Source organism: Quisquiliibacterium sp. (genome assembly GCF_982640115.1).
In genome coordinates this window covers 1-17,373 of the sequence record NZ_CEXFHW010000078.1, presented here as the reverse complement: position 1 = coordinate 17,373, position 17,373 = coordinate 1, and the positions used below count along the sequence as shown (strand labels likewise).

At 70.0% G+C, this 17,373-nt stretch carries 20 protein-coding genes and 1 tRNA gene; 13 read left to right on the top strand and 8 right to left on the bottom strand.

Features of this window, described 5'->3' with window-relative positions; translation table 11 throughout:
* From AC2H6A_RS10540 to AC2H6A_RS10530, 3 genes are all read left to right on the top strand, one after another.
* Positions 1-216 (top strand): hypothetical protein (locus AC2H6A_RS10540; RefSeq protein ID WP_484273292.1); only part of this gene is annotated, 216 nt, incomplete at its 5' end.
* The gene (locus tag AC2H6A_RS10535; RefSeq protein ID WP_484273290.1) at positions 213-2,126 is read left to right on the top strand and encodes a sensor histidine kinase; all 1,914 of its coding nucleotides are present in this window, start codon (positions 213-215) and stop codon (positions 2,124-2,126) included. The genes AC2H6A_RS10540 and AC2H6A_RS10535, both read left to right, overlap by 4 nt.
* 20 nt (positions 2,127-2,146) lie before the next feature.
* On the top strand, positions 2,147-2,635 hold the full coding sequence (locus AC2H6A_RS10530) for an L-2-amino-thiazoline-4-carboxylic acid hydrolase (protein ID WP_484273288.1): 489 nt from the start codon (positions 2,147-2,149) through the stop codon (positions 2,633-2,635).
* A 65-nt stretch (positions 2,636-2,700) separates the two neighbouring features.
* Here AC2H6A_RS10530 and AC2H6A_RS10525 read toward each other — a convergent pair whose 3' ends face one another.
* Genes AC2H6A_RS10525 through AC2H6A_RS10505 form a run of 5 tightly spaced genes read right to left on the bottom strand, consistent with a single transcriptional unit; the run spans position 2,701 to position 6,916 of the window.
* Positions 2,701-3,906, bottom strand: coding sequence for a serine hydrolase domain-containing protein (locus tag AC2H6A_RS10525; protein ID WP_484273286.1), 1,206 nt, complete (start codon positions 3,904-3,906; stop codon positions 2,701-2,703).
* Between the two features lie 10 nt (positions 3,907-3,916).
* A complete protein-coding gene (locus tag AC2H6A_RS10520; protein ID WP_484273284.1) occupies positions 3,917-5,686 on the bottom strand; it encodes a SulP family inorganic anion transporter in 1,770 nt (589 codons plus the stop codon).
* Between the two features lie 7 nt (positions 5,687-5,693).
* A complete protein-coding gene (locus tag AC2H6A_RS10515; protein ID WP_484273282.1) occupies positions 5,694-6,131 on the bottom strand; it encodes a DUF6691 family protein in 438 nt (145 codons plus the stop codon).
* A gap of 2 nt (positions 6,132-6,133) precedes the next feature.
* Positions 6,134-6,580 (bottom strand): YeeE/YedE family protein, encoded by a 447-nt coding sequence (locus AC2H6A_RS10510; protein ID WP_484273280.1) that lies wholly within the window; start codon positions 6,578-6,580, stop codon positions 6,134-6,136.
* An 18-nt stretch (positions 6,581-6,598) separates the two neighbouring features.
* The gene (locus tag AC2H6A_RS10505; protein WP_484273279.1) at positions 6,599-6,916 is read right to left on the bottom strand and encodes a metalloregulator ArsR/SmtB family transcription factor; all 318 of its coding nucleotides are present in this window, start codon (positions 6,914-6,916) and stop codon (positions 6,599-6,601) included.
* Positions 6,917-7,090: 174 nt separating this feature from the next.
* Between AC2H6A_RS10505 and AC2H6A_RS10500 the strand changes: the two genes are divergently transcribed.
* Positions 7,091-7,966: an MBL fold metallo-hydrolase gene (locus AC2H6A_RS10500; protein ID WP_484273278.1), complete on the top strand. Its 876-nt coding sequence runs from the start codon at positions 7,091-7,093 to the stop codon at positions 7,964-7,966.
* A gap of 56 nt (positions 7,967-8,022) precedes the next feature.
* Here AC2H6A_RS10500 and AC2H6A_RS10495 read toward each other — a convergent pair whose 3' ends face one another.
* Both AC2H6A_RS10495 and AC2H6A_RS10490 read right to left on the bottom strand, forming a co-directional pair.
* Positions 8,023-8,538 (bottom strand): OsmC family protein, encoded by a 516-nt coding sequence (locus tag AC2H6A_RS10495; protein ID WP_484273277.1) that lies wholly within the window; start codon positions 8,536-8,538, stop codon positions 8,023-8,025.
* Positions 8,535-9,920 (bottom strand): LLM class flavin-dependent oxidoreductase, encoded by a 1,386-nt coding sequence (locus AC2H6A_RS10490; protein ID WP_484273275.1) that lies wholly within the window; start codon positions 9,918-9,920, stop codon positions 8,535-8,537. The genes AC2H6A_RS10495 and AC2H6A_RS10490 overlap by 4 nt, the downstream gene beginning before the upstream one ends.
* A 169-nt stretch (positions 9,921-10,089) precedes the next feature.
* On the opposite strand from AC2H6A_RS10490, the gene AC2H6A_RS10485 reads away from it, so the two are divergent.
* The 9 genes from AC2H6A_RS10485 to AC2H6A_RS10445 all read left to right on the top strand — a co-directional run bounded on the left by AC2H6A_RS10485 (position 10,090) and on the right by AC2H6A_RS10445 (position 17,181).
* Positions 10,090-10,476 (top strand): VOC family protein, encoded by a 387-nt coding sequence (locus tag AC2H6A_RS10485; RefSeq protein WP_484273273.1) that lies wholly within the window; start codon positions 10,090-10,092, stop codon positions 10,474-10,476.
* Between the two features lie 22 nt (positions 10,477-10,498).
* A complete protein-coding gene (locus AC2H6A_RS10480) occupies positions 10,499-10,891 on the top strand; it encodes a VOC family protein (RefSeq protein ID WP_484273271.1) in 393 nt (130 codons plus the stop codon).
* A 107-nt stretch (positions 10,892-10,998) separates the two neighbouring features.
* A complete protein-coding gene (panB, locus tag AC2H6A_RS10475; RefSeq protein ID WP_484273294.1) occupies positions 10,999-11,778 on the top strand; it encodes a 3-methyl-2-oxobutanoate hydroxymethyltransferase in 780 nt (259 codons plus the stop codon).
* An 8-nt stretch (positions 11,779-11,786) separates the two neighbouring features.
* Positions 11,787-12,608: a pantoate--beta-alanine ligase gene (gene panC / locus AC2H6A_RS10470; protein WP_484273269.1), complete on the top strand. Its 822-nt coding sequence runs from the start codon at positions 11,787-11,789 to the stop codon at positions 12,606-12,608.
* 96 nt (positions 12,609-12,704) lie between these two features.
* A complete protein-coding gene (locus tag AC2H6A_RS10465; RefSeq protein ID WP_484273267.1) occupies positions 12,705-13,679 on the top strand; it encodes a Bug family tripartite tricarboxylate transporter substrate binding protein in 975 nt (324 codons plus the stop codon).
* 32 nt (positions 13,680-13,711) lie between these two features.
* Positions 13,712-14,773: an alpha/beta fold hydrolase gene (locus tag AC2H6A_RS10460; RefSeq protein WP_484273265.1), complete on the top strand. Its 1,062-nt coding sequence runs from the start codon at positions 13,712-13,714 to the stop codon at positions 14,771-14,773.
* A 198-nt stretch (positions 14,774-14,971) separates the two neighbouring features.
* Positions 14,972-15,886, top strand: coding sequence for a J domain-containing protein (locus tag AC2H6A_RS10455; protein ID WP_484273263.1), 915 nt, complete (start codon positions 14,972-14,974; stop codon positions 15,884-15,886).
* A 14-nt stretch (positions 15,887-15,900) separates the two neighbouring features.
* Complete coding sequence (locus tag AC2H6A_RS10450; protein ID WP_484273261.1) at positions 15,901-16,239, top strand: hypothetical protein; 339 nt, start codon at positions 15,901-15,903, stop codon at positions 16,237-16,239.
* Between the two features lie 6 nt (positions 16,240-16,245).
* Positions 16,246-17,181 (top strand): J domain-containing protein, encoded by a 936-nt coding sequence (locus AC2H6A_RS10445; RefSeq protein ID WP_484273260.1) that lies wholly within the window; start codon positions 16,246-16,248, stop codon positions 17,179-17,181.
* A gap of 43 nt (positions 17,182-17,224) precedes the next feature.
* Here the strand turns inward: AC2H6A_RS10445 and AC2H6A_RS10440 are convergent.
* A tRNA-His gene (locus tag AC2H6A_RS10440) sits at positions 17,225-17,300 on the bottom strand.
* Positions 17,301-17,373: the final 73 nt, after the last annotated feature.

The window sequence follows — 17,373 nt, the reverse complement described above, 5'->3', positions numbered from 1 at the left end:
GTGGCCACCAGGCTGGTGCGGGCCGCTGCCGGTGGGCCTCTCTCGCCCACCCCGTTTCGTGCGCTGCTGCGCGCGGCCATCGTCGAGGCGGCCCGCGAAGACCATGCCCGTCAGTGGATGGCCAACCCCTGGATCATCCCCGCCGTGGGCGATCGCTGGTACCGGCGCGCCGGCAATATCGCCGAGCGCTGGGCGCTGCTGAGGGTGCTTCGTTGAGACAGCAGATCCGGGGCGCCCTGGCCACCGCGGCGGCCCTGCTGCTGGGCATGGTGACCGGGGGCGACGCCCTGGGGCAGTCGGCGGCAGATGCGCGCGAGCGGGCGCAGCCGGTCTGGGCGGCGGTCGGCGCGCCTGCCGATCAGCCGATCGAGATCGCCACTGCGCGTTTCCGGCTGCTGTCGGCTGCCCGGGAGCCGGCACCCGAACCGGCCATCGTGTCCCTGCCCCATCGCTGGCCCCGACAGATCCGCGGCGACGAGGGCGTGGTCACCGGCCTGTACGAGATCACGCTGCCCGAGGTCGCGGCCGCGGAGCCGCTCTGGGTCTATGTGCCCAAGCTGCGCACCAATGCCGCCTTCGAACTGAACGGGCAATGGATCGGTGATGGCGGGCGCATGACCGCGCCGGTGGCGCGCCACGCCAATTCGCCCTTCTTCCTGGCGCTGCCGCCCAGCCTGCTCAAGCCCTCGGACAACCGGCTGGTCATCCGGGTGGTGTCGCCCGAGGGCACCCTGGGCGGGCTGTCGCAGGTGCAGATCGGCACCCATGCCCAGCTCGACGACATCGTGGCCGCCCGGCGGCTGGTGCAGAACGCGGGCGTCTACATCACCAGCGCGATCATCGCTTCCACATCGCTCTACATCCTGATGGTGTGGCTGCAGATCGGTGGACAGCGGGGCAAGGGCTTCCTGCCCCTGGGCATCGCCGGCCTGACCTGGTCGGCACGCAACCTGAACCTGCTGCTGCTGGACTTCGGCACGACCTCGGAGACCCTGCATCGCGCATTCGAATACGCCACCTTCACAGGCCATGGCCTGTTCCTTGGGCTGTTCGGCATCTTCCTGCTCGGGCGCTACGACACGGTCATCTCGCCCCGGCTCGCGCGGCTCTTCCGCCTGAGCATCTACGGATTCCTCGCCATGGGCCCGATCCTGCTGCTGGCCTTCGGGGGGCCCGCACCGGCGCTGACGGTCTGGATGATGGCCAGCTCGCCGCTGCTGCTGGCCATGATCTGGATCCTGGTTCGACGCGCTCGAGCCACCCGGACCGTGGCCGACGCGCTGCTTGCGCTGCTGTTCACCGCCTTCATCGCCGCGAGCGCCTACGACAACGCCGTGCTGATGGTCAACGCGCTCTTCGGCCGCGTCTATATCGCGCACTATGTGGGCCTGCTCTTCTTCGTCACCGTGGCCTGGCTGCTGGGCCAGCAGCATGTGCAGGCGCTGCGCGCCAACGAGGCCCTGAACCAGTCGCTCGAGGAACGGCTCGCGCAGCGCGAGGCGCAGCTGCGGGTGAGCTTCGAGGCCACCCGCGCGCTCGAGGCCGATCGCTCGGCCCTCGCCGAGCGGGCGCGCATCATGCGCGATCTGCACGATGGGGTGGGCGCACAGCTGCTCACGGCCATCGCTGAAGTGGAAGACGGTCGGGCCGACCCGGATCGGATCCGCGACACCCTCACCGCCTGCCTCGACGACCTGCGGCTGGCGGTGGATTCGCTCGAGCCGCACGACAACTACCTGACGACGATCCTGGGCACCCTGCGTTATCGGCTCGCGCCGCGCCTGGCCCGCGCGGGCCTGACCATGCAGTGGGATGTGGAGGAGGTCAATCCGATGAGCTGGCTCGATCCGACCCGCACCCTGCACCTGCTGCGCATCCTGCAGGAGGCGATCGCCAATGTGCTGCGCCATGCCCAGGCCACCACCCTGCTGATCCGGCTGGCACGCGACGCCGAGGGCGTGGTGGTCGAGGTGCGCGACAATGGCATCGGCTTCGACCCCGACGCCAGCCCTGGCCCGGGCCACGGCCTCAGAAACCTGCGCCAGCGCGCCGCGCAGCTCGGCGCCCAACTCACCCTCACCAGCGACCGGGACGGCACCTCGGTCACGCTGCTGCTTCCCAACTGATCCACTGCCAGGAGACCTGCATGAGCGAAGTGAGCATTCTCGACCAGCGCCGCATCGAGGCGAAATTCGCGGGACAGCTGCTCAAGACCCTGAGCGCCGAGCTCGGCGCGGCACGCGCCCGTGAGCTGCTGGCCAGGTCGATCATCGAGATGGCCCACGAAGCCGGCCGCGAGTTCGCCGCGCGAAAGCCCGGCAACGAGACCGGCGCCAATCCGCCCGACCTGACCGACTACGCCACCATCCTGCCGCTGTGGGAAGCCGGCGGCGGCATCACCATCCAGTGGGTGGAGAAATCCGAGCGCACGCTGGCCTTCAATGTGACCCGCTGCCGCTATGCCGAGTCGTACCGCGAGATGGGGCTGGGCGAGATCGGCGACATTCTGTCCTGCAACCGCGATGGCGAGTTCTGCCACGGCTACAACCCCGAAATGCGCTTCACCCGCACTCAGACCATCATGAAGGGCGCCAGCCACTGCGACTTCCGCTACACGCTGCCGCCCAAGGACTGAATCGGCGGCGCATGCATCGGCGGGCAGCCCGGCGCCAGGCCAGCGCGTCGGCCGGCCCGCCGCGCTCAGCGGGTGAGCGCGCCGTAGACCAGCACCTGCAGCTGCTCGCGGTAGTGCTTGCGGATCTCGCCCGGCGCCACGGTGCCGGCCACCACCACCAGCCGCTCGGCAGGGTCGGCAAAGAAGATCGTGCCGTAGGCGCCGTTCCAGGTGAACTCGCCCACCCGGCCGGGCACGCTGGCCAGCCCGGCCTGGGTGCGCACCGCCACGCCCAGGCCGAAGCCGTAGCCCTCGCGGTGCGGCTCGGTGTGGTGCACGGTGTTGATCACGCCCTCACCGAGATGGTTGGCGGTCATGAGCGCCACGGTCTGCGGACTCAGGATGCGCTCGCCCTCGAGGGCGCCGCCGTCGTGCAGCATCTGCCCGAAACGCAGGTAGTCGGACACCGTGCCCATGGCCGCCGCGCCGCCCCAGTCGAGACTGGTCTGGCGCTGCATCACCGACACCGCCTGCGGCGAGCCGTCCAGCGGATTGAAGGGCAACGGGCGGGCGCCGCGGGCGCGGCGATCTTCGGTGAGTTCAAAGCCGGTGTCGCGCATGCCCAGCGGCTGCCACAGCACCTGTGACAGATGCTCACCCAGACGCTGGCCACTCAGCTGCTCGATCACCAGGCCAAGCACATCGGTGGAGAAACCGTATTCGAAGGCGGTGCCCGGCTGGTGGGTAAGCGGCAGACGGGTGATCCGGTCGATGAAGCCGGCAGCGTCATCGGAGAACATGACCTCGCTTGCGCTCGGCCAGCGCGCGGCCGCCGCGCCGAGCCCACGACCGCCATAGGTGATGCCTGCGGTGTGCCGCAGCAGATCGTGGATGAGGATGGGCCGCTGCTGCGGCTGCAGCGAAAGCCCGCCATGACCGTCATCGAGGCCGACCTGCATGGCGGCGAAAGCCGGGAAGAAGGCATCGAGCCGGCTGCGCAGCGGCAGACGACCGGCCTGCATCAGCCTGAGCGCGGCCACGCTGACCATGATCTTGGTCATGGACGCTAGCGGAAACATGGTGTCGAGGGTCATGGGCACCCGCGCCACCGGATCGCGCATGCCATAGGCCCGGTGGTGCAGCAGCCGGCCCTCGCGGGCGATGGCCAGCACCGCCCCGGGCAGGCGACTGGCGGCAATCTCGCGTTGGAAGAAGGCATCGATGGCGGCGATGCCGGCGGCGCTGACGCCATGGGCCTGGGGGTCGCCGGCAGGCAGGGGATGTTCGCTCATCGGGCCGCTCTCAGGACTGGGTTGCGGCGATGGTAGCGGAGGCCGCTGCGGCCAGGGTTTCAGGGGCCAGGTCGCATACCGCCTGGTAGTGCGAGAGGTAGACCCGGCCGCTCAGCCCGGCCAGCAGCGCGGTGCGCTGCAGACGGTCCATCACCGGCCCTTTCACTTCGGACAGGTGCAGCGCCACGCCGGCGGCGCGCAGGCGCTCGTCGATCGCCTCGAGACTTTCCAGCGCGCTGGCGTCGATGTCGTTGATGGCCGAGCACAGCAGCACCACATGGGCCAGTTCGGGCCGCGACGCCACCGCGTCGTTGATGCGATCCTCGAGCACCCGGCAGTTGGCGAAGTACAGGCTCTCGTCCACCCGCAGGCCGAGCAGCCGGGGACTGAGCGCCACCGGATGCCGCAGGCGGTTGCGGAAGTGCTCGGTGCCGGGTACCAGCCCGACCTCGGCGATGTGCGGGCGGCTGGTGCGATAGAGATAGAGTGCAAGCGACACCCCCACCCCGGCCACCAGACCGGCCTCGACCCCTGCCCCGAGGGTGGTGAGCAGGGTGACCAGCACCGCCAGAAAGTCCGCCCGCGAATACGACCAGGTCTTGCGCAGCAGGCTGAAGTCGACCAGCGAAAGCACTGCCACCACGATGGTGGCTGCCAGGGTGGCCTGCGGCAGGAAATGAAGAGCCGGGGTGAGCAGCAGCGACGCCAGCAGGATGCCCACGGCAGTGAACACCCCCGCCGCCGGGGTCTGGGCACCGGCATCGAAGTTCACCACCGACCGGGCGAAGCCGCCAGTCACCGGCAGCCCGCCGGTCACCGCGGCCGACAGGTTGGCGGCACCCAGCGCCACCAGTTCCTGGTCGGGTTCGACCCGCTGACGCCGGCGCGCAGCCAGCGTCTGGCCCACCGAGACCGACTCGACGAATCCGACCACGCTGATCAGCAGCGCCGGCACCGCCAGCTCGCGCCACAGCGTCGCATCCCACAGCGGCAGGGTGAGCGGCGGCAGCCCGGCCGGCACCGCGCCGACGATCTTCAGGCCCTGGGTCGACCAGTCGAGCGCCCAGGCGAGTGCGGTGGTGACCGCGATCGCGGCGATGGGGCCGGCCTTGGCCAGCAGATCGGCAGCTCGGGCCCGCAGCCCCATGCGCAGCAGCAGCGGCTTCAGGCCGCGACGCACCCAGAAGAGAAACGCGAGGGAGCCTGCCCCCACCGCAAGAGTCAGACCGTGGGTCTTCGGGACCTGGGCAAGGAGCGAGGCGATCAGCGACAGGACATTGCCGCCTTGCGCCGAAACGCCCAGGAGGGTCTTGAGCTGACTGGCGGCGATCAGCAGGCCCGAGGCCGAGATGAAGCCCGAGATCACGGGATGGCTGAGGAAGTTGGCCAGGAAGCCCAGGCGCAGCAGCCCCATCAGCAGCAGGATCAGCCCCGACAGGAAGGCCAGGGTGATGGCCACCGCCCCTGCCGCCGGCGTCCCGGCGGCGGCATGCTCGCCCACCGCGGCGGCGGTCATGAGCGACACCACCGCCACCGGCCCCACCGCGAGCACCCGGCTGGTGCCGAACAGGGCATAGAGCAGCAGCGGGGCCACGCTGGCGTACAGCCCCACCTCGGGCGCAAGGCCCGCCAGCATGGCGTAGGCGAGGCTCTGCGGGATGAGCATGAGGGTGACGATCAGCGCCGCCACCAGATCGCTCACCAGGGTGTCGCGACGGTACTCCCGCCCCCAGGTGAGCAACGGGAGGTCGGGAAGCCGGCGCCGCCAGGCCACAGACATGAGGGCTTCAGTCCGGCAGACGCGCCGGCGGATGGATGAGGCGCTCGGCGAGCGACTGCAGCGCCATGCCGGCGAGCATGGCCAGCACGAAGCTCAGGGCCTTGGGCTGACCCGCTGCCATCGAGACCACCCCGGGCCCCGGGCAGAAGCCGGCCAGGCCCCAGCCCGCGCCGAACACCAGCGAGCCGATCACCAGGCGGCGGTCGATCTGGCTCGCCTTGGGCAGATGCAATGCGCCGCCGAGCAGGCTGACCGTCCGCTTGCGGGCAAGCCCGAACGCGAAGAAGCCGACCGCGATCGCGCCGCCCATCACGAAGGCCAGGGAAGGATCCCAGGCGCCGGCCAGATCCAGGAAGCCGATCACCTTGCCGGGATCGGTCATGCCCGAGAGCAGCAGGCCGAGCCCGAAGAGCAGGCCGACCAGGAATTCGGTGAAGCGGTGCATGGTCAGATGCCTCCGATCAGGTGACGCACGATGAAGACCGTGACGAAGCCCGCGGCCATGAAGGCGAGTGTGGCCACCAGCGAGCGTGGCGACAGGCGCGAGAGCCCGCAGATGCCATGGCCGCTGGTGCAGCCTGCCCCGTAGCGGGTGCCCAGGCCGACCAGCAGGCCGGCTGCCACCACCAGCGCATGGCTGGCCTCGATGCGCGGCGCGGCGATGAAGCCGGCGGGCGCGAGGGCCGCGAACACCATCGGCGAGACGGCCATGCCGAGCAGGAAGGCGATGCGCCAGGCGGCATCGCCGGCCCTTGGTGGCAACAGGCCGCCCAGGATGCCGCTGATGCCCAGCACCCTGCCATTGAGCAGGATGAACAGGGCGGCGGATACCCCGAGAAGCACGCCGCCCGAGAGCGACGCCCAGGGCGTGAAGTGGTTCCAGTCGATGGACATGGCAGGGCCTTGTGGGCGTCAGGAAACGGAGGCGCAGAACTGCTCGTGCAGCACCTGCATGAGTGCCAGGGCGCGCGGGCTGGTGAGGCGGTAGTGGATGTGCTTGCCCTCGCGACGGGTGTCCACCAGCCCCTCCTCGCGCAGCACGGTGAGCTGCTGCGAGAGCGTGGGCTGGCCGATGCCGAGCAGCGTTTCCAGCTCGCCCACCCGCCGTTCGCCCAGACTGAGCTGGCACAGGATGAGCAGACGGTCAGGGTTGGAAAGTACCTTCATGAGGCGGCAGGCCTGCTCGGCCGCGGCCTGCATGGCGGACAGATCAAGGGTGGCGGTGGTCATGGCGGATGCGTGGGCGGTGTGACGGGTGGCTCAGGGCGTCGGCGCGGACCGGACCGGACCGGACCGGTCCGGTCGCGGAGGCACCGGAGACGGGTTCAGATTCGAGGAGCACATTCTATTGACATATAATTTATTCGTCAATATATTCTTAATTACTTAATCAAGAAGACCGCCATGACCGACCGCACAACCCAGCCGCAGGTGGAAGGCCTCTTCGATGCCGCCACCTGGACCGTCACCTACCTCGTCCACCAGGGCCCCGGCACGGCCTGCGCCATCATCGACCCGGTGCTCGACTACGACCCCAAGTCGGGCCGCACCCGCCACACCAGCGCCGACAGGGCGATCGCTCGCGTGCAGGAACTCGGTCTGAGTGTGGCCTGGATCCTCGAGACCCACGCCCACGCCGATCACCTCAGTGCCGCGCCCTACCTCAAGGCCAGACTCGGCGGGCGCACCGCCATCGGCGCGAACATCACCACCGTGCAGTCGGTGTTCAAGGGGCTCTTCAACCTGGAGCCGGGCTTTCGCACCGACGGGTCGCAGTTCGACCGCCTGCTGCAGGACGGCGAGGCGATCGCCGTCGGTGATCTGGTCGGGCACACGCTGGCCGTGCCCGGCCACACCCCGGCCTGCGTGGCCTACCAGTTCGGCGATGCCGTCTTCGTGGGCGACACCCTGTTCATGCCGGATGTCGGCACAGCCCGCTGCGACTTCCCCGGCGGCGATGCGCGAACCCTGTACCGCTCGGTCAGGCGACTGCTCAGCCTGCCTTCACAGACCCGCCTCTACATGTGCCACGACTACCCCCCGAACCAGCGCGCGGTGAACTTCCAGACCACGGTGGCCGAGCAGCGTGCGGGCAACATCCATGTGCGCGATGGCATCTCCGAGGACGAGTTCGTGGCCATGCGCACCCGACGCGACGCCACCCTGGAGATGCCGGTGCTGATCCTGCCGGCGGTGCAGGTGAACATCCGCGCCGGCGAGTTACCGCCGCCGGAAGCCAACGGCGTGTCCTACCTCAAGATCCCGGTGAACGCGCTCTGACCCCGTGAGCGCGAGCACGCTCGGCGCGCACCCCGCATCCGCGAGCGAGCCCCGCCTCAGGCGGTCGGCGCCACTTCATGCGACACCGACAGCGCCGGCGGCCGCGCAAGCGTCTGATAGATGACGCAGTAGCGTTCGGTCAGCCGCAGCAGGGTCTGGATCTGCTCGGCCGAGGCGTCGGTATCCAGACGAATGCTCAGGCGCACCGCGCTCAGGCCCACCGGCGCATCCTTGGCCACGCCCAGGGTGCCGCGAAAGTCCATGTCGCCCTCGGCCCGCAGGGTGGCATCGCGCAGGGTGATGCCCAGGGCGGTGGCCACCGCCTTGAGCGTGACCCCGGCACAGGCCACCAGCGCCTGCAGCAGCATGTCGCCGGAGCAGGCCGACAGGCCGTCGCCGCCCGAGGCGGGATGCAAGCCGGCCTTCACCAGCGCCTGCCCGGTCTGCACGCTGCAGCTCACCCCCTCGCCCAGGCGTCCCTCGGCGCTCAGGGTGATGAAGGCCGCCTGCGGCTGCTGGCGGTACTGGTCTTTCAGGGGCGCCTGCAGGGCGCGCAGTTCATCGGCGTTCATGGATTTGCCTTGATCGAGCGGGATGGATGGCGAGCGGGCAGCAGCGGCCCCTCGCCGAAGAGCTTCTCGCGCAGCGTTCCCTCGGCATAGGCGGTCTTGAAGGCGCCGCGCTGCTGCAGTTCGGGCACGACCCCATCGACGAAGTCGTCATAGCACTCGGGCACCACGGTGCGCGCGAGGTTGAAGCCGTCGATGCCGGTGTCGCGGGCCCACTGGATCATCTCGTCGGCCACGCGCTGCGGCGAACCGGTGATCAGGGCATAGCGCCCCCCGAGGGCCATCTCGGCGAGCAGTTCGCGGCGGGTGCGCGGCCGCGGGCCGCCGGTCACGAGCTTGACCGCCGATTGCATCGCGTCGCCCTGGCCTGCGCGCCCGGTGCCCGGCGGGGCCACCGGCTCGTCCATGCCGTAGCGGGAGAAGTCGATGCCGGTGCCCGAGGCGAAGTGCGCCAGGCCGGCCTCGGGGCTGGCATGGTGGATGTACTCGCGCAGCTTCTCCTGGGCCAGCGCGTCGGTGGGCGCCACCACCACGCTGGCCCCCATGAAGACCTTGATGTCCTCGGCCCGGCGCCCCTCGCGCACCGCCTGCTCGCGCAGGCCGCGCACCAGCGCGCGCGCGCCATCGCGCGACTGGCCCGAGATGAACACGCACTCGGCATGGCGCGCCGCGAAGCGCTGGCCCCGGCCCGAGGAGCCGGCCTGGTAGAGCACCGGGGTGCGCTGCGGGGAAGGCTCCCAGAGGCTCACGCCCTCCACCCGGTAGTGCTCGCCGTGATGGCGCACCGGACGCACGGCCTCGGGCCGGGTGTAGACCCGGGCGGCGCGATCGCGGATGACCGCATCGGCATCCCAGCTGGACTCCCACAGCTGGTAGGCCACCGACATGAACTCGTCGGCCATGTCATAGCGGCCGTCATGCTCGGGTTGCGCGGGCAGGCCCATGGCGCGCGCGGCGCTGTCGAGATAGCCGGTGACGATGTTCCAGCCGACGCGGCCCCGGCTGAGGTGGTCAAGCGTGGCAAAGCGGCGCGCGAGCAGGTAGGGATGCTCGTAGGTGAGATTGACCGTGATGCCGAAGCCCAGGTGCCGGGTGGCCGGCAGCAGCGCGCCCACCAGCGGGATGGGGTCGTTCAACGGCAGCTGGATCGACTCGCGCAGGGTGATGTCGAGCGAACCCTGGTAGACATCGTAGGCGCCGACGATGTCGGCAAGGAACAGACCGTCGAACAGGCCGCGCTCGAGCGTGCGAACCACCCCGGTCCAGTGATCGATGTCGGTGTAGTCGGCGGTGCGGTCGCGGGGATGAGTCCACAGCCCGTGGTTGATGTGGCCCACGCAGTTCATCGCGAAGGCGTTCAGCAGCAGCGGGCGATCGGGTGTCATGGAAGGGCGATGTCGAACGACGATGGCGGGGTTGCGGACCGGGGCTTGTGGCCCCGGCCTGCGGCTGAGGCGATGATAGGCCACCCGGCAGCGCAGACGGGGCCGGCCGCCCGGGCTTCGATTACCATGGCCACCCTTGTGAAACCCCACCCTCCCCCTGGAGAACGCAATGTTCAGTCATGTGATGGTCGGCGCGAGCGACCTGGAAGCCTCCCGCAAGTTCTATGACGCGGTGCTCGGCGCCCTGGGCATCGGCCCCGGCGTGGCCAACAAGAACCGCTACTTCTATCGCGCGCCGGGCGGCACCTTTGCCATCACCACGCCGATCGACGGCCAGCCGGCCACCCATGCCAACGGCGGCACCATCGGCTTTCAGGCGGCCACGCCCGAGCAGGCCGACGCCTTCCACGCCGCCGGCTGCGCCAACGGCGGACGCTCCTGCGAAGACCCCCCGGGCGTGCGTGAAGGCCCTGGCGGCAAGCTGTACCTCGCCTACCTGCGCGACCCCGACGGCAACAAGATCTGCGCCCTGCACCGCGTCCCCAAGCAGGCCTGACCTCTCGGCACGGAGCCCACGCATGATCGACCACCTCGACCACCTCGTGCTCACCACCGCCCGCGAGGCGGCCTGCGTGGACTTCTACACCCGGGTGCTGGGCATGCGCCTCGAGAGCTTCATCGGCGGCACGCCGCCGGTGGAGCGCCGCGCCTTTGTCTTCGGCAATCAGAAGATCAACCTGCATGTGCAGGGGCGCGAGTTCGAGCCCAAGGCCCACCTGCCGGTGCCCGGCGCACTCGACCTGTGCTTCATCGCGGCCATGCCGCTCGCCCAGGTGATCGAACGCCTTCAGCGCGAAGGCTGGCCGATCATCGAGGGGCCGGTGATGCGCACCGGTGCCACCGGGAAGATCCGCTCGGTCTATGTGCGCGATCCGGACCTGAACCTCATCGAGATCTCCGAGCCGGCCTGACCCGCCGGCTCGAACCGGGCGCGCCAGCGCCCCCAGCCAAGGAATCCATCGTGAGCAGCACCCCGACACCAGCCCGCAAGCCGGTCACCCTGCCGCGCCTGCTGGAAATGCCCGCCTGCGGCGAAAAGATCGCCATGCTCACCGCCTACGACGCCAGCTTCGCCGCGCTGGCTGACGCTGCCGGCGTGGAGGTGATCCTGGTGGGCGACTCGCTCGGCATGGTGTGCCAGGGGCTGTCCACCACCACGCCGGTGTCGCTCGAGGCCATGCGTTATCACACCGAGTGCGTGGCCCGCGGCCTGAGCCGCGCGCAAGGCACGGCCTGGCTGGTGGGTGACCTGCCCTTCGGCAGCTACCAGGCCTCGCGCGAGCAGGCACTGCACAGCGCCACCGTGCTGATGCAGGCCGGCGCGCAGATGGTCAAGCTCGAAGGCGGCGGCTGGACCACCGAGACGGTGCGTTTCCTGGTCGAGCGCGGCATCCCGGTGTGCGCCCACCTCGGGCTCACGCCCCAGACCGTGCACGCCCTGGGTGGCTACCGGGTGCAGGGCCGCGGGGAGGCCGCGGCTGCCCAGCTCGCCGCCGAGGCACGGGCCCTGCAGGATGCCGGCGCCAGCCTCATGGTGTTCGAGATGGTGCCCGCCGCCCTGGCCGCCACGCTCACGGCGCAGCTCACGCGCTGCCCCACCATCGGCATCGGCTCGGGCCGCGGCACCGCCGGCCAGGTGCTGGTGATGCACGACATGCTCGGCGCGCATCTCGCCCGGGTGCCGAAGTTCGTGCGCAACTTCATGGCCGAGGCCGGCGGCGTGCGCGAGGCCTTCCTGGCCTATGTGAACGCGGTCAAGTCCGGAGCCTTCCCGGTCGACGAAGAGCACGCCTGGTAGGCCGCCCCATGTTCATCGCGCACAGCATTGCCGACCTGCGCCAGCGTCTGTCCGGCGCCCGCGCGCCGGCCTTCGTGCCCACCATGGGCAACCTGCACGACGGCCACATCGCGCTGCTGCGGCGCGCCCGCGACCTCGGGGACCTCGCGGTGGTCAGCATCTTCGTCAATCGCCTGCAGTTCGCGCCGAATGAAGACTTCGACCGCTATCCCCGCACCTGGGAGGCCGACTGCGCCCGACTGCGCGCGGCCGGCTGCGATGTGCTGTTCGCGCCCGACGAGCGCGAGCTCTATCCGCAGCCCCAGACCTACACGGTGCGCCCGCCCGCCGAGCTCGCCGACATCCTCGAAGGGGAATTCCGGCCCGGCTTCTTCACCGGGGTATGCACGGTGGTGATGAAGCTGTTCGCCTGCGTGCAGCCTGCGGTCGCGGTGTTCGGCAAGAAGGACTACCAGCAGCTGATGATCATCCGCCGCATGGTGGAACAGTTCGCGCTGCCCATCCGCATCGAGGCCGGCGAGACCGAGCGCAGCCCCGATGGCCTGGCCCTGTCCTCGCGCAACGGCTACCTGAGCCCGGTGCAGCGCGCCGAGGCGGTGCAGCTCAGCGCGGCGCTGCAGCGCATCGCGCAGGCTGTGCGTGCCGGCGTCGACCTGTCGGCGGTGCTCGCCGCCGAGACCGCGGCGCTCGCGGCGCGGGGCTGGGCACCCGATTACCTCACCGTGCGACGCCAGTCCGATCTGCAGGCCGCCGCACCGGGCGAGCCGGCAGTGGTGCTGGGCGCCGCCCGCCTGGGTGAAACGCGGCTGATCGACAACCTCGAAATCTGAGCCGCTCCCGGGCCGGGGCTGGGGTAACCTGAGTCCACTGCAACTCGTCCTGCCGATTCGCGACGGCGCGGGCGGCGGGCCATCCAGGAGCCCGGGATGAACCGTCGACACCTCCTCACCGCCCTGGCCGGGGCCACCGCCTCCGCCGTCGCCCCGGGCGTGCGCGCCCAGGCCGCGGGCTATCCCGGCAAGCCCATCCGATTCGTGGTGCCCTTCACCCCGGGCAGCGGCGCCGACAGCGGCTCGCGGGTGTATGGCGAGATGATCTCCAAGCTGCTTGGTCAGCCGGTGGTGGTCGAGAACCGGCCAGGGGCCAGCGGCATGATCGCCATCCAGGCGGTACGCAGCGCCCCGGCCGACGGCCACACCGTCTTCGTGGGCACCAACACGCCCATGTGCGTGTTGCCGGTGCTCAACCGCAACCTGCCCTACGACCCGTTCCGCGATTTCCGCCCGGTGCACGGCTTCGGCATCGGCGTGGTCGCCTTCGTGGTCAAGGGCGACTCCCCCCACCGCTCGCTTGCCGAGCTGATCGCAGCGGTCAAGCGCGAGAAGCGGCCGCTCAATGTCGGCAGCTACTCCGACGGCTACATGCTGGTCGGCGCCTGGCTCGGCCTGGCCGCCGGCGTCGAGGTGAGTCATGTCGCCTACAAGGGCGGCGCCCAGTTGCAGAACGATGTCATGGGCGGCGCACTGGAGTTCGGCCTGAACGACCTCGGCGGCGTGATCACCCATCTCAAGGACGGCCGGCTGCGCGGCCTGGCGGTCACCGGCAGCACGCGCGATCGCATGGCGCCGCAGGTGCCCACCATGCTGGAGCTGGGCTATCCGGAATTCGAGACCTACACCTTCTCGTCGCTCTATGTGCGCCGCGAAACCCCGGATGACATCACCAACAAGCTCGCCGACGCGGTGCGCACCGTGATGCTCTCGCCCGAGGGCAAGGCCTACCAGGCCACCCAGCCCAGCGCACCCATGATGATGCACACCCGCGAACTCGGCGATTTCCAGCGCAAGGAATACGAGCGCTTCCGGAAGGTGGCCGAGGCGGCCGGCATCCAGCCGAAGTAGGCCGGCGCCGCGCCACGATCTGGCCCAAGGCCATGAGCAGTTCCCCGGCGCGAGGCCAGGAGTTCCGCTTCGCCACGCTGTCCTCGGGCGCCCGCATCGCCTGGACCCGCAGCGGCCGTCGCGACGCCCCCGTGCTGGTGCGGGTCGCGCACTGGCTCACCCATGTCGAGTACGACACCCGCTCGCCGGTGTGGGGTCCCTGGGTCGAGCACCTCAGCCGCGCCTTCCGGCTGGTGCGCTATGACGAGAGGGGCTGCGGCCTGTCGGGTGATGATGCCCGGCCACGCAGCCTGGAGGCCTGGCTGGAAGAGCTCGAGGCTGTGATCGAGGCCACCGGCGAGCGCCAGGTGGCGCTGCTCGGCACGAGCGGCGCGGCCGCCATCGCGATCGCCTACGCGGTGCGCCATCCCAAGCGGGTGTCGCACCTGGTGCTGCTCGGCGGTTACCTCCACGGCGCCCTGCACCGCTGCGCCACCGCCGAGGAACGGGCCTTTCTCGAGGCGCAATGGCGGCTCGTGGAGCTGGGCTGGGGACGCAACGACCCGGCAGTGCGCGAGTTCTTCACCAGCCGTTTCGTGCCCGCCGCGCCGCCCGAGGTGCGCGAGGGCCTGAACGAGCAGCAGCGGCGCAGCTGCAACGGCCCCCGCGCCGCCGAGATCATGCGCGCCCGCGCCGGTTTGGATGTCCGTCCGCTCGCGCCGCGGGTGCGCGCGCCCACGTTGGTCCTGCACTGCGAGGGCGATCGCGTCGCGCCGGTGGAACTCGGTCATGCCATCGCTGCCAGCATCCCCGGGGCGAGATTCGAGTCGCTGCCTTCCAGCAACCATGTGCCGCTGGGGCATGAGCCGGCCTTCGAACGGTTCTGCGATGCGGTGTCCGGATTCATCCACGGCGCGGGCGAAGACCCACGTCTCACCCGACGCGAGCGGGAGCTCGCAGGCCTGGTCGCGCAGGGGCTGGACAACGCCCAGATCGCCGCTCGCCTCGGCGTGGCCGACAAGACGGTGCGCAATGCACTGTCGGCGCTCTACGCCAGGCTCGGGGTCGACAACCGTGCCCGCGCGGTGGTGCGCGCCCGGGAACTGGGCCTTTAGCGGCGCATGAGCCCCGCGCGTGTCGGGTGCCCGCGCTGCTCCCAGACAAGCCCAGCGCCGGCATGAACGGCCCGCCACAGGCGCCAGACGCCGGCCCGGGCTCCGACATGCGCCGGTACAATTCGAGTGACCGGCGCCGCCCCAACGCGCCGCTCTTGCCGCTTGCACCTGGATATCGGACACGCGAGGATCCGAGCGATGCCCAAGTTGACGCTTTACAAGATTCTGGGTCTGGCCCGGACCGCCAGCGACACCGACATTCATGATGCCTTCGAGCGTGCCATGGCCGCGCTGGAGGAAAAGCGCGAAAAGCTGACGCCGCATGAATTCAAGGAGCACCTGCAACTGCTGAAGCTGGCGCACGACACCCTTGCCGACCCGATGCAGCGCCTGCGGTACGACGCCGAACTCGACGCCAAGGATCGCGCCCGCGCCGCGGCAGCGGGCAGCCCACTGGCCAGACGGGAGCAGGTACGGGCAGACGCGCTGGGCCTGCGGGCCGACGCCCTGTCGCTGAGGGCAGACGCCATGCTTGCGCGCGCGGACCTCGATGCGTTCGGTGCTCGCGAGCCCTCGGTGGCCTCGAGCGCACTCAACGCCACGAAACTCGTCATGCGCGCGATCGGCCTGCTGGTCCTCATCGGCACACTGGCTTTCGGCATCACGCGCTGCTCGACGGCAGATTCGATGAACAAGCGCGCCGAAATCGAGGCCCGTGCCGCGGAACAGATCCAGATCGAGGAGTACGCCCGCACCTACGGGGTCAGGCCGGCGAACATCACCGAACTGGAGCTCCTCGAGACCGAGCGTCGGCGCAAGGAGAACGAGACCCGGCAGGCCGAACAGGAGCGGCGGGCGCGCGAAGAGCAGGAGCGTCGCTGGGAGCAGGATGTGCGTCAGCTGGGCGAACGCGTCGAGCGGGATCGCCGGGTAGCGGAGCAGGATCGCAAGTTCGCGGAACAGCAGGCCCGCCGGCAAGCCGAGCGTGCCCTCGAGCTCAAGTTCCGCGAAGAAGAGTTGCAGCTCGACCTGCAGAACGCCCGCGACGAGAGGGAACGCGCGCGCATCGAGCTGCAGATCCGGCAGCTCCGCGAGCGGCGCCAGCAGCCCTGAGCCGGCGACGCGACATGAGCTTGCGCTTCCTCGTCTGGGCGCTGGCCGCGATGCTGCTTGCAGCCTGCCAGCCGGCCTTGAAGCCCACGCAGTTCTCCGGTGCCTGGAAGTCTTCCCGCCTAGCCACACCCATTCACCTGCATCCCAGCGGCACCTGGGAGATCCGGGGCGACGATGGCCGGGCGCTGCAGTACGGGGTGTGGCAGCTGCGGGAGCGCAGCCTCGTCTGGAGCGTTCGCTCAAGCAACGGCCAGCTGATGCACGACATCAATCCGGTCGTCTCCGTGGCCGAGCGGCAATTCGAACTGCGCGAACAGGATGGTTCGCTGACGAAGTTCCAGCGTCTTCCCTGAAAGACCATGACCCACTACGACACGCTGGAGATCAGCCGGCAGGCAAGCCCGGAAGTCGTGCGGGCGGCCTACCGCAGCCTGATTCAGCGCTTTCATCCGGATCGTCGGCCTGACGACGCCGCGGCATCGCGACGCGCCGCCGCGATCACCGTGGCCTATGAGGTGCTTTCCGACCCCGTCCGGCGCGCCGCCTACGACCGGGACCTTGCCGCCCGTCCGCGCGCGGCGGCGGCGGCGGCGGCGCCACCGCCATCGGCACCGACAGGCGCAGCCGGTGCCACCCGCCGGCGAAAGCCTGTGCCGACGCCGGCCGCCAGGCGGGTGAGCCGGACTGGCCTCCTGGGCGCCTGGGCGCTCCTTGCAATCGTCGTGGTCAGCGGCGTGATCGGCGTCGCCATCTGGCTTGCAAGCCCCAGGATCGACGCCCAGACGGAACTCCATGCGATCCGGCAGGCCTTCGCCGGCGGCGGGCTGCCCGAGGCGCGCCTGAAGGAGCTGTACGCGCGCAAGCAGGCGCTGCTGCAGGAGGCTCCCGAACTTCGCGCCAGCGCGAGCGCAGAGGCGGCCCTCGCTCTCGATGCACGCACCGTCGAGCTCGCCAGTGGCCCACTGGTGCTGCGCCTGAAGGAGGCGGAACTCGTCATCCCGCGCCTGCGCATCGTGCTTGGCAGCTTCGACGCCGACAGCGTGCGCGCGCACATTGGCCGACAGAACGATGCGCTGCTCCGCGACATCGCGCGCAGCCTCGCTGGCGCCGATGCCATCCTCTTCAATGGCAAGGCGGGCGAGACGCTCGTGAAGGAGCTCGTCCTGAATGCGCTGGCCAAGGGGCTGGGCGTACAAGCCAGTGACACCTACCCGTCGACCTACTTCGAGTCACCCGGCAGGTATGGTGTGATCGATGTGCTGTTGCCGGAGGGGATTTCGGTGCGCCCGGGCTGATGAGACCGGACCTGAACCCGACACCGGGTCTGAACAGTCTGAATGGGGTGGCTGATGGGACTCGAACCCACGACAACCGGAATCACAATCCGGGACTCTACCAACTGAGCTACAGCCACCACCGAGGCACCGGCACGCAAGCACGCGCGGCACCTGAAAACACGACGGCCCTGTGAGCAGCATTGCCGCACT

Coding starts and splice junctions, on each gene's coding strand:
- AC2H6A_RS10515 (WP_484273282.1), bottom strand. CDS start 6,131: ATGCACCGCTTCACCGAATTCCTGGTCGGCCTGCTCTTCGGGCTCGGC.
- AC2H6A_RS10460 (WP_484273265.1), top strand. CDS start 13,712: ATGAGCAGTTCCCCGGCGCGAGGCCAGGAGTTCCGCTTCGCCACGCTG.
- AC2H6A_RS10445 (WP_484273260.1), top strand. CDS start 16,246: ATGACCCACTACGACACGCTGGAGATCAGCCGGCAGGCAAGCCCGGAA.
- panC (WP_484273269.1), top strand. CDS start 11,787: ATGTTCATCGCGCACAGCATTGCCGACCTGCGCCAGCGTCTGTCCGGC.
- AC2H6A_RS10450 (WP_484273261.1), top strand. CDS start 15,901: ATGAGCTTGCGCTTCCTCGTCTGGGCGCTGGCCGCGATGCTGCTTGCA.
- AC2H6A_RS10520 (WP_484273284.1), bottom strand. CDS start 5,686: ATGTCTGTGGCCTGGCGGCGCCGGCTTCCCGACCTCCCGTTGCTCACC.
- AC2H6A_RS10455 (WP_484273263.1), top strand. CDS start 14,972: ATGCCCAAGTTGACGCTTTACAAGATTCTGGGTCTGGCCCGGACCGCC.
- AC2H6A_RS10510 (WP_484273280.1), bottom strand. CDS start 6,580: ATGTCCATCGACTGGAACCACTTCACGCCCTGGGCGTCGCTCTCGGGC.
- AC2H6A_RS10465 (WP_484273267.1), top strand. CDS start 12,705: ATGAACCGTCGACACCTCCTCACCGCCCTGGCCGGGGCCACCGCCTCC.
- AC2H6A_RS10505 (WP_484273279.1), bottom strand. CDS start 6,916: ATGACCACCGCCACCCTTGATCTGTCCGCCATGCAGGCCGCGGCCGAG.
- AC2H6A_RS10485 (WP_484273273.1), top strand. CDS start 10,090: ATGTTCAGTCATGTGATGGTCGGCGCGAGCGACCTGGAAGCCTCCCGC.
- AC2H6A_RS10490 (WP_484273275.1), bottom strand. CDS start 9,920: ATGACACCCGATCGCCCGCTGCTGCTGAACGCCTTCGCGATGAACTGC.
- AC2H6A_RS10500 (WP_484273278.1), top strand. CDS start 7,091: ATGACCGACCGCACAACCCAGCCGCAGGTGGAAGGCCTCTTCGATGCC.
- AC2H6A_RS10530 (WP_484273288.1), top strand. CDS start 2,147: ATGAGCGAAGTGAGCATTCTCGACCAGCGCCGCATCGAGGCGAAATTC.
- AC2H6A_RS10525 (WP_484273286.1), bottom strand. CDS start 3,906: ATGAGCGAACATCCCCTGCCTGCCGGCGACCCCCAGGCCCATGGCGTC.
- AC2H6A_RS10480 (WP_484273271.1), top strand. CDS start 10,499: ATGATCGACCACCTCGACCACCTCGTGCTCACCACCGCCCGCGAGGCG.
- AC2H6A_RS10495 (WP_484273277.1), bottom strand. CDS start 8,538: ATGAACGCCGATGAACTGCGCGCCCTGCAGGCGCCCCTGAAAGACCAG.
- panB (WP_484273294.1), top strand. CDS start 10,999: ATGCCCGCCTGCGGCGAAAAGATCGCCATGCTCACCGCCTACGACGCC.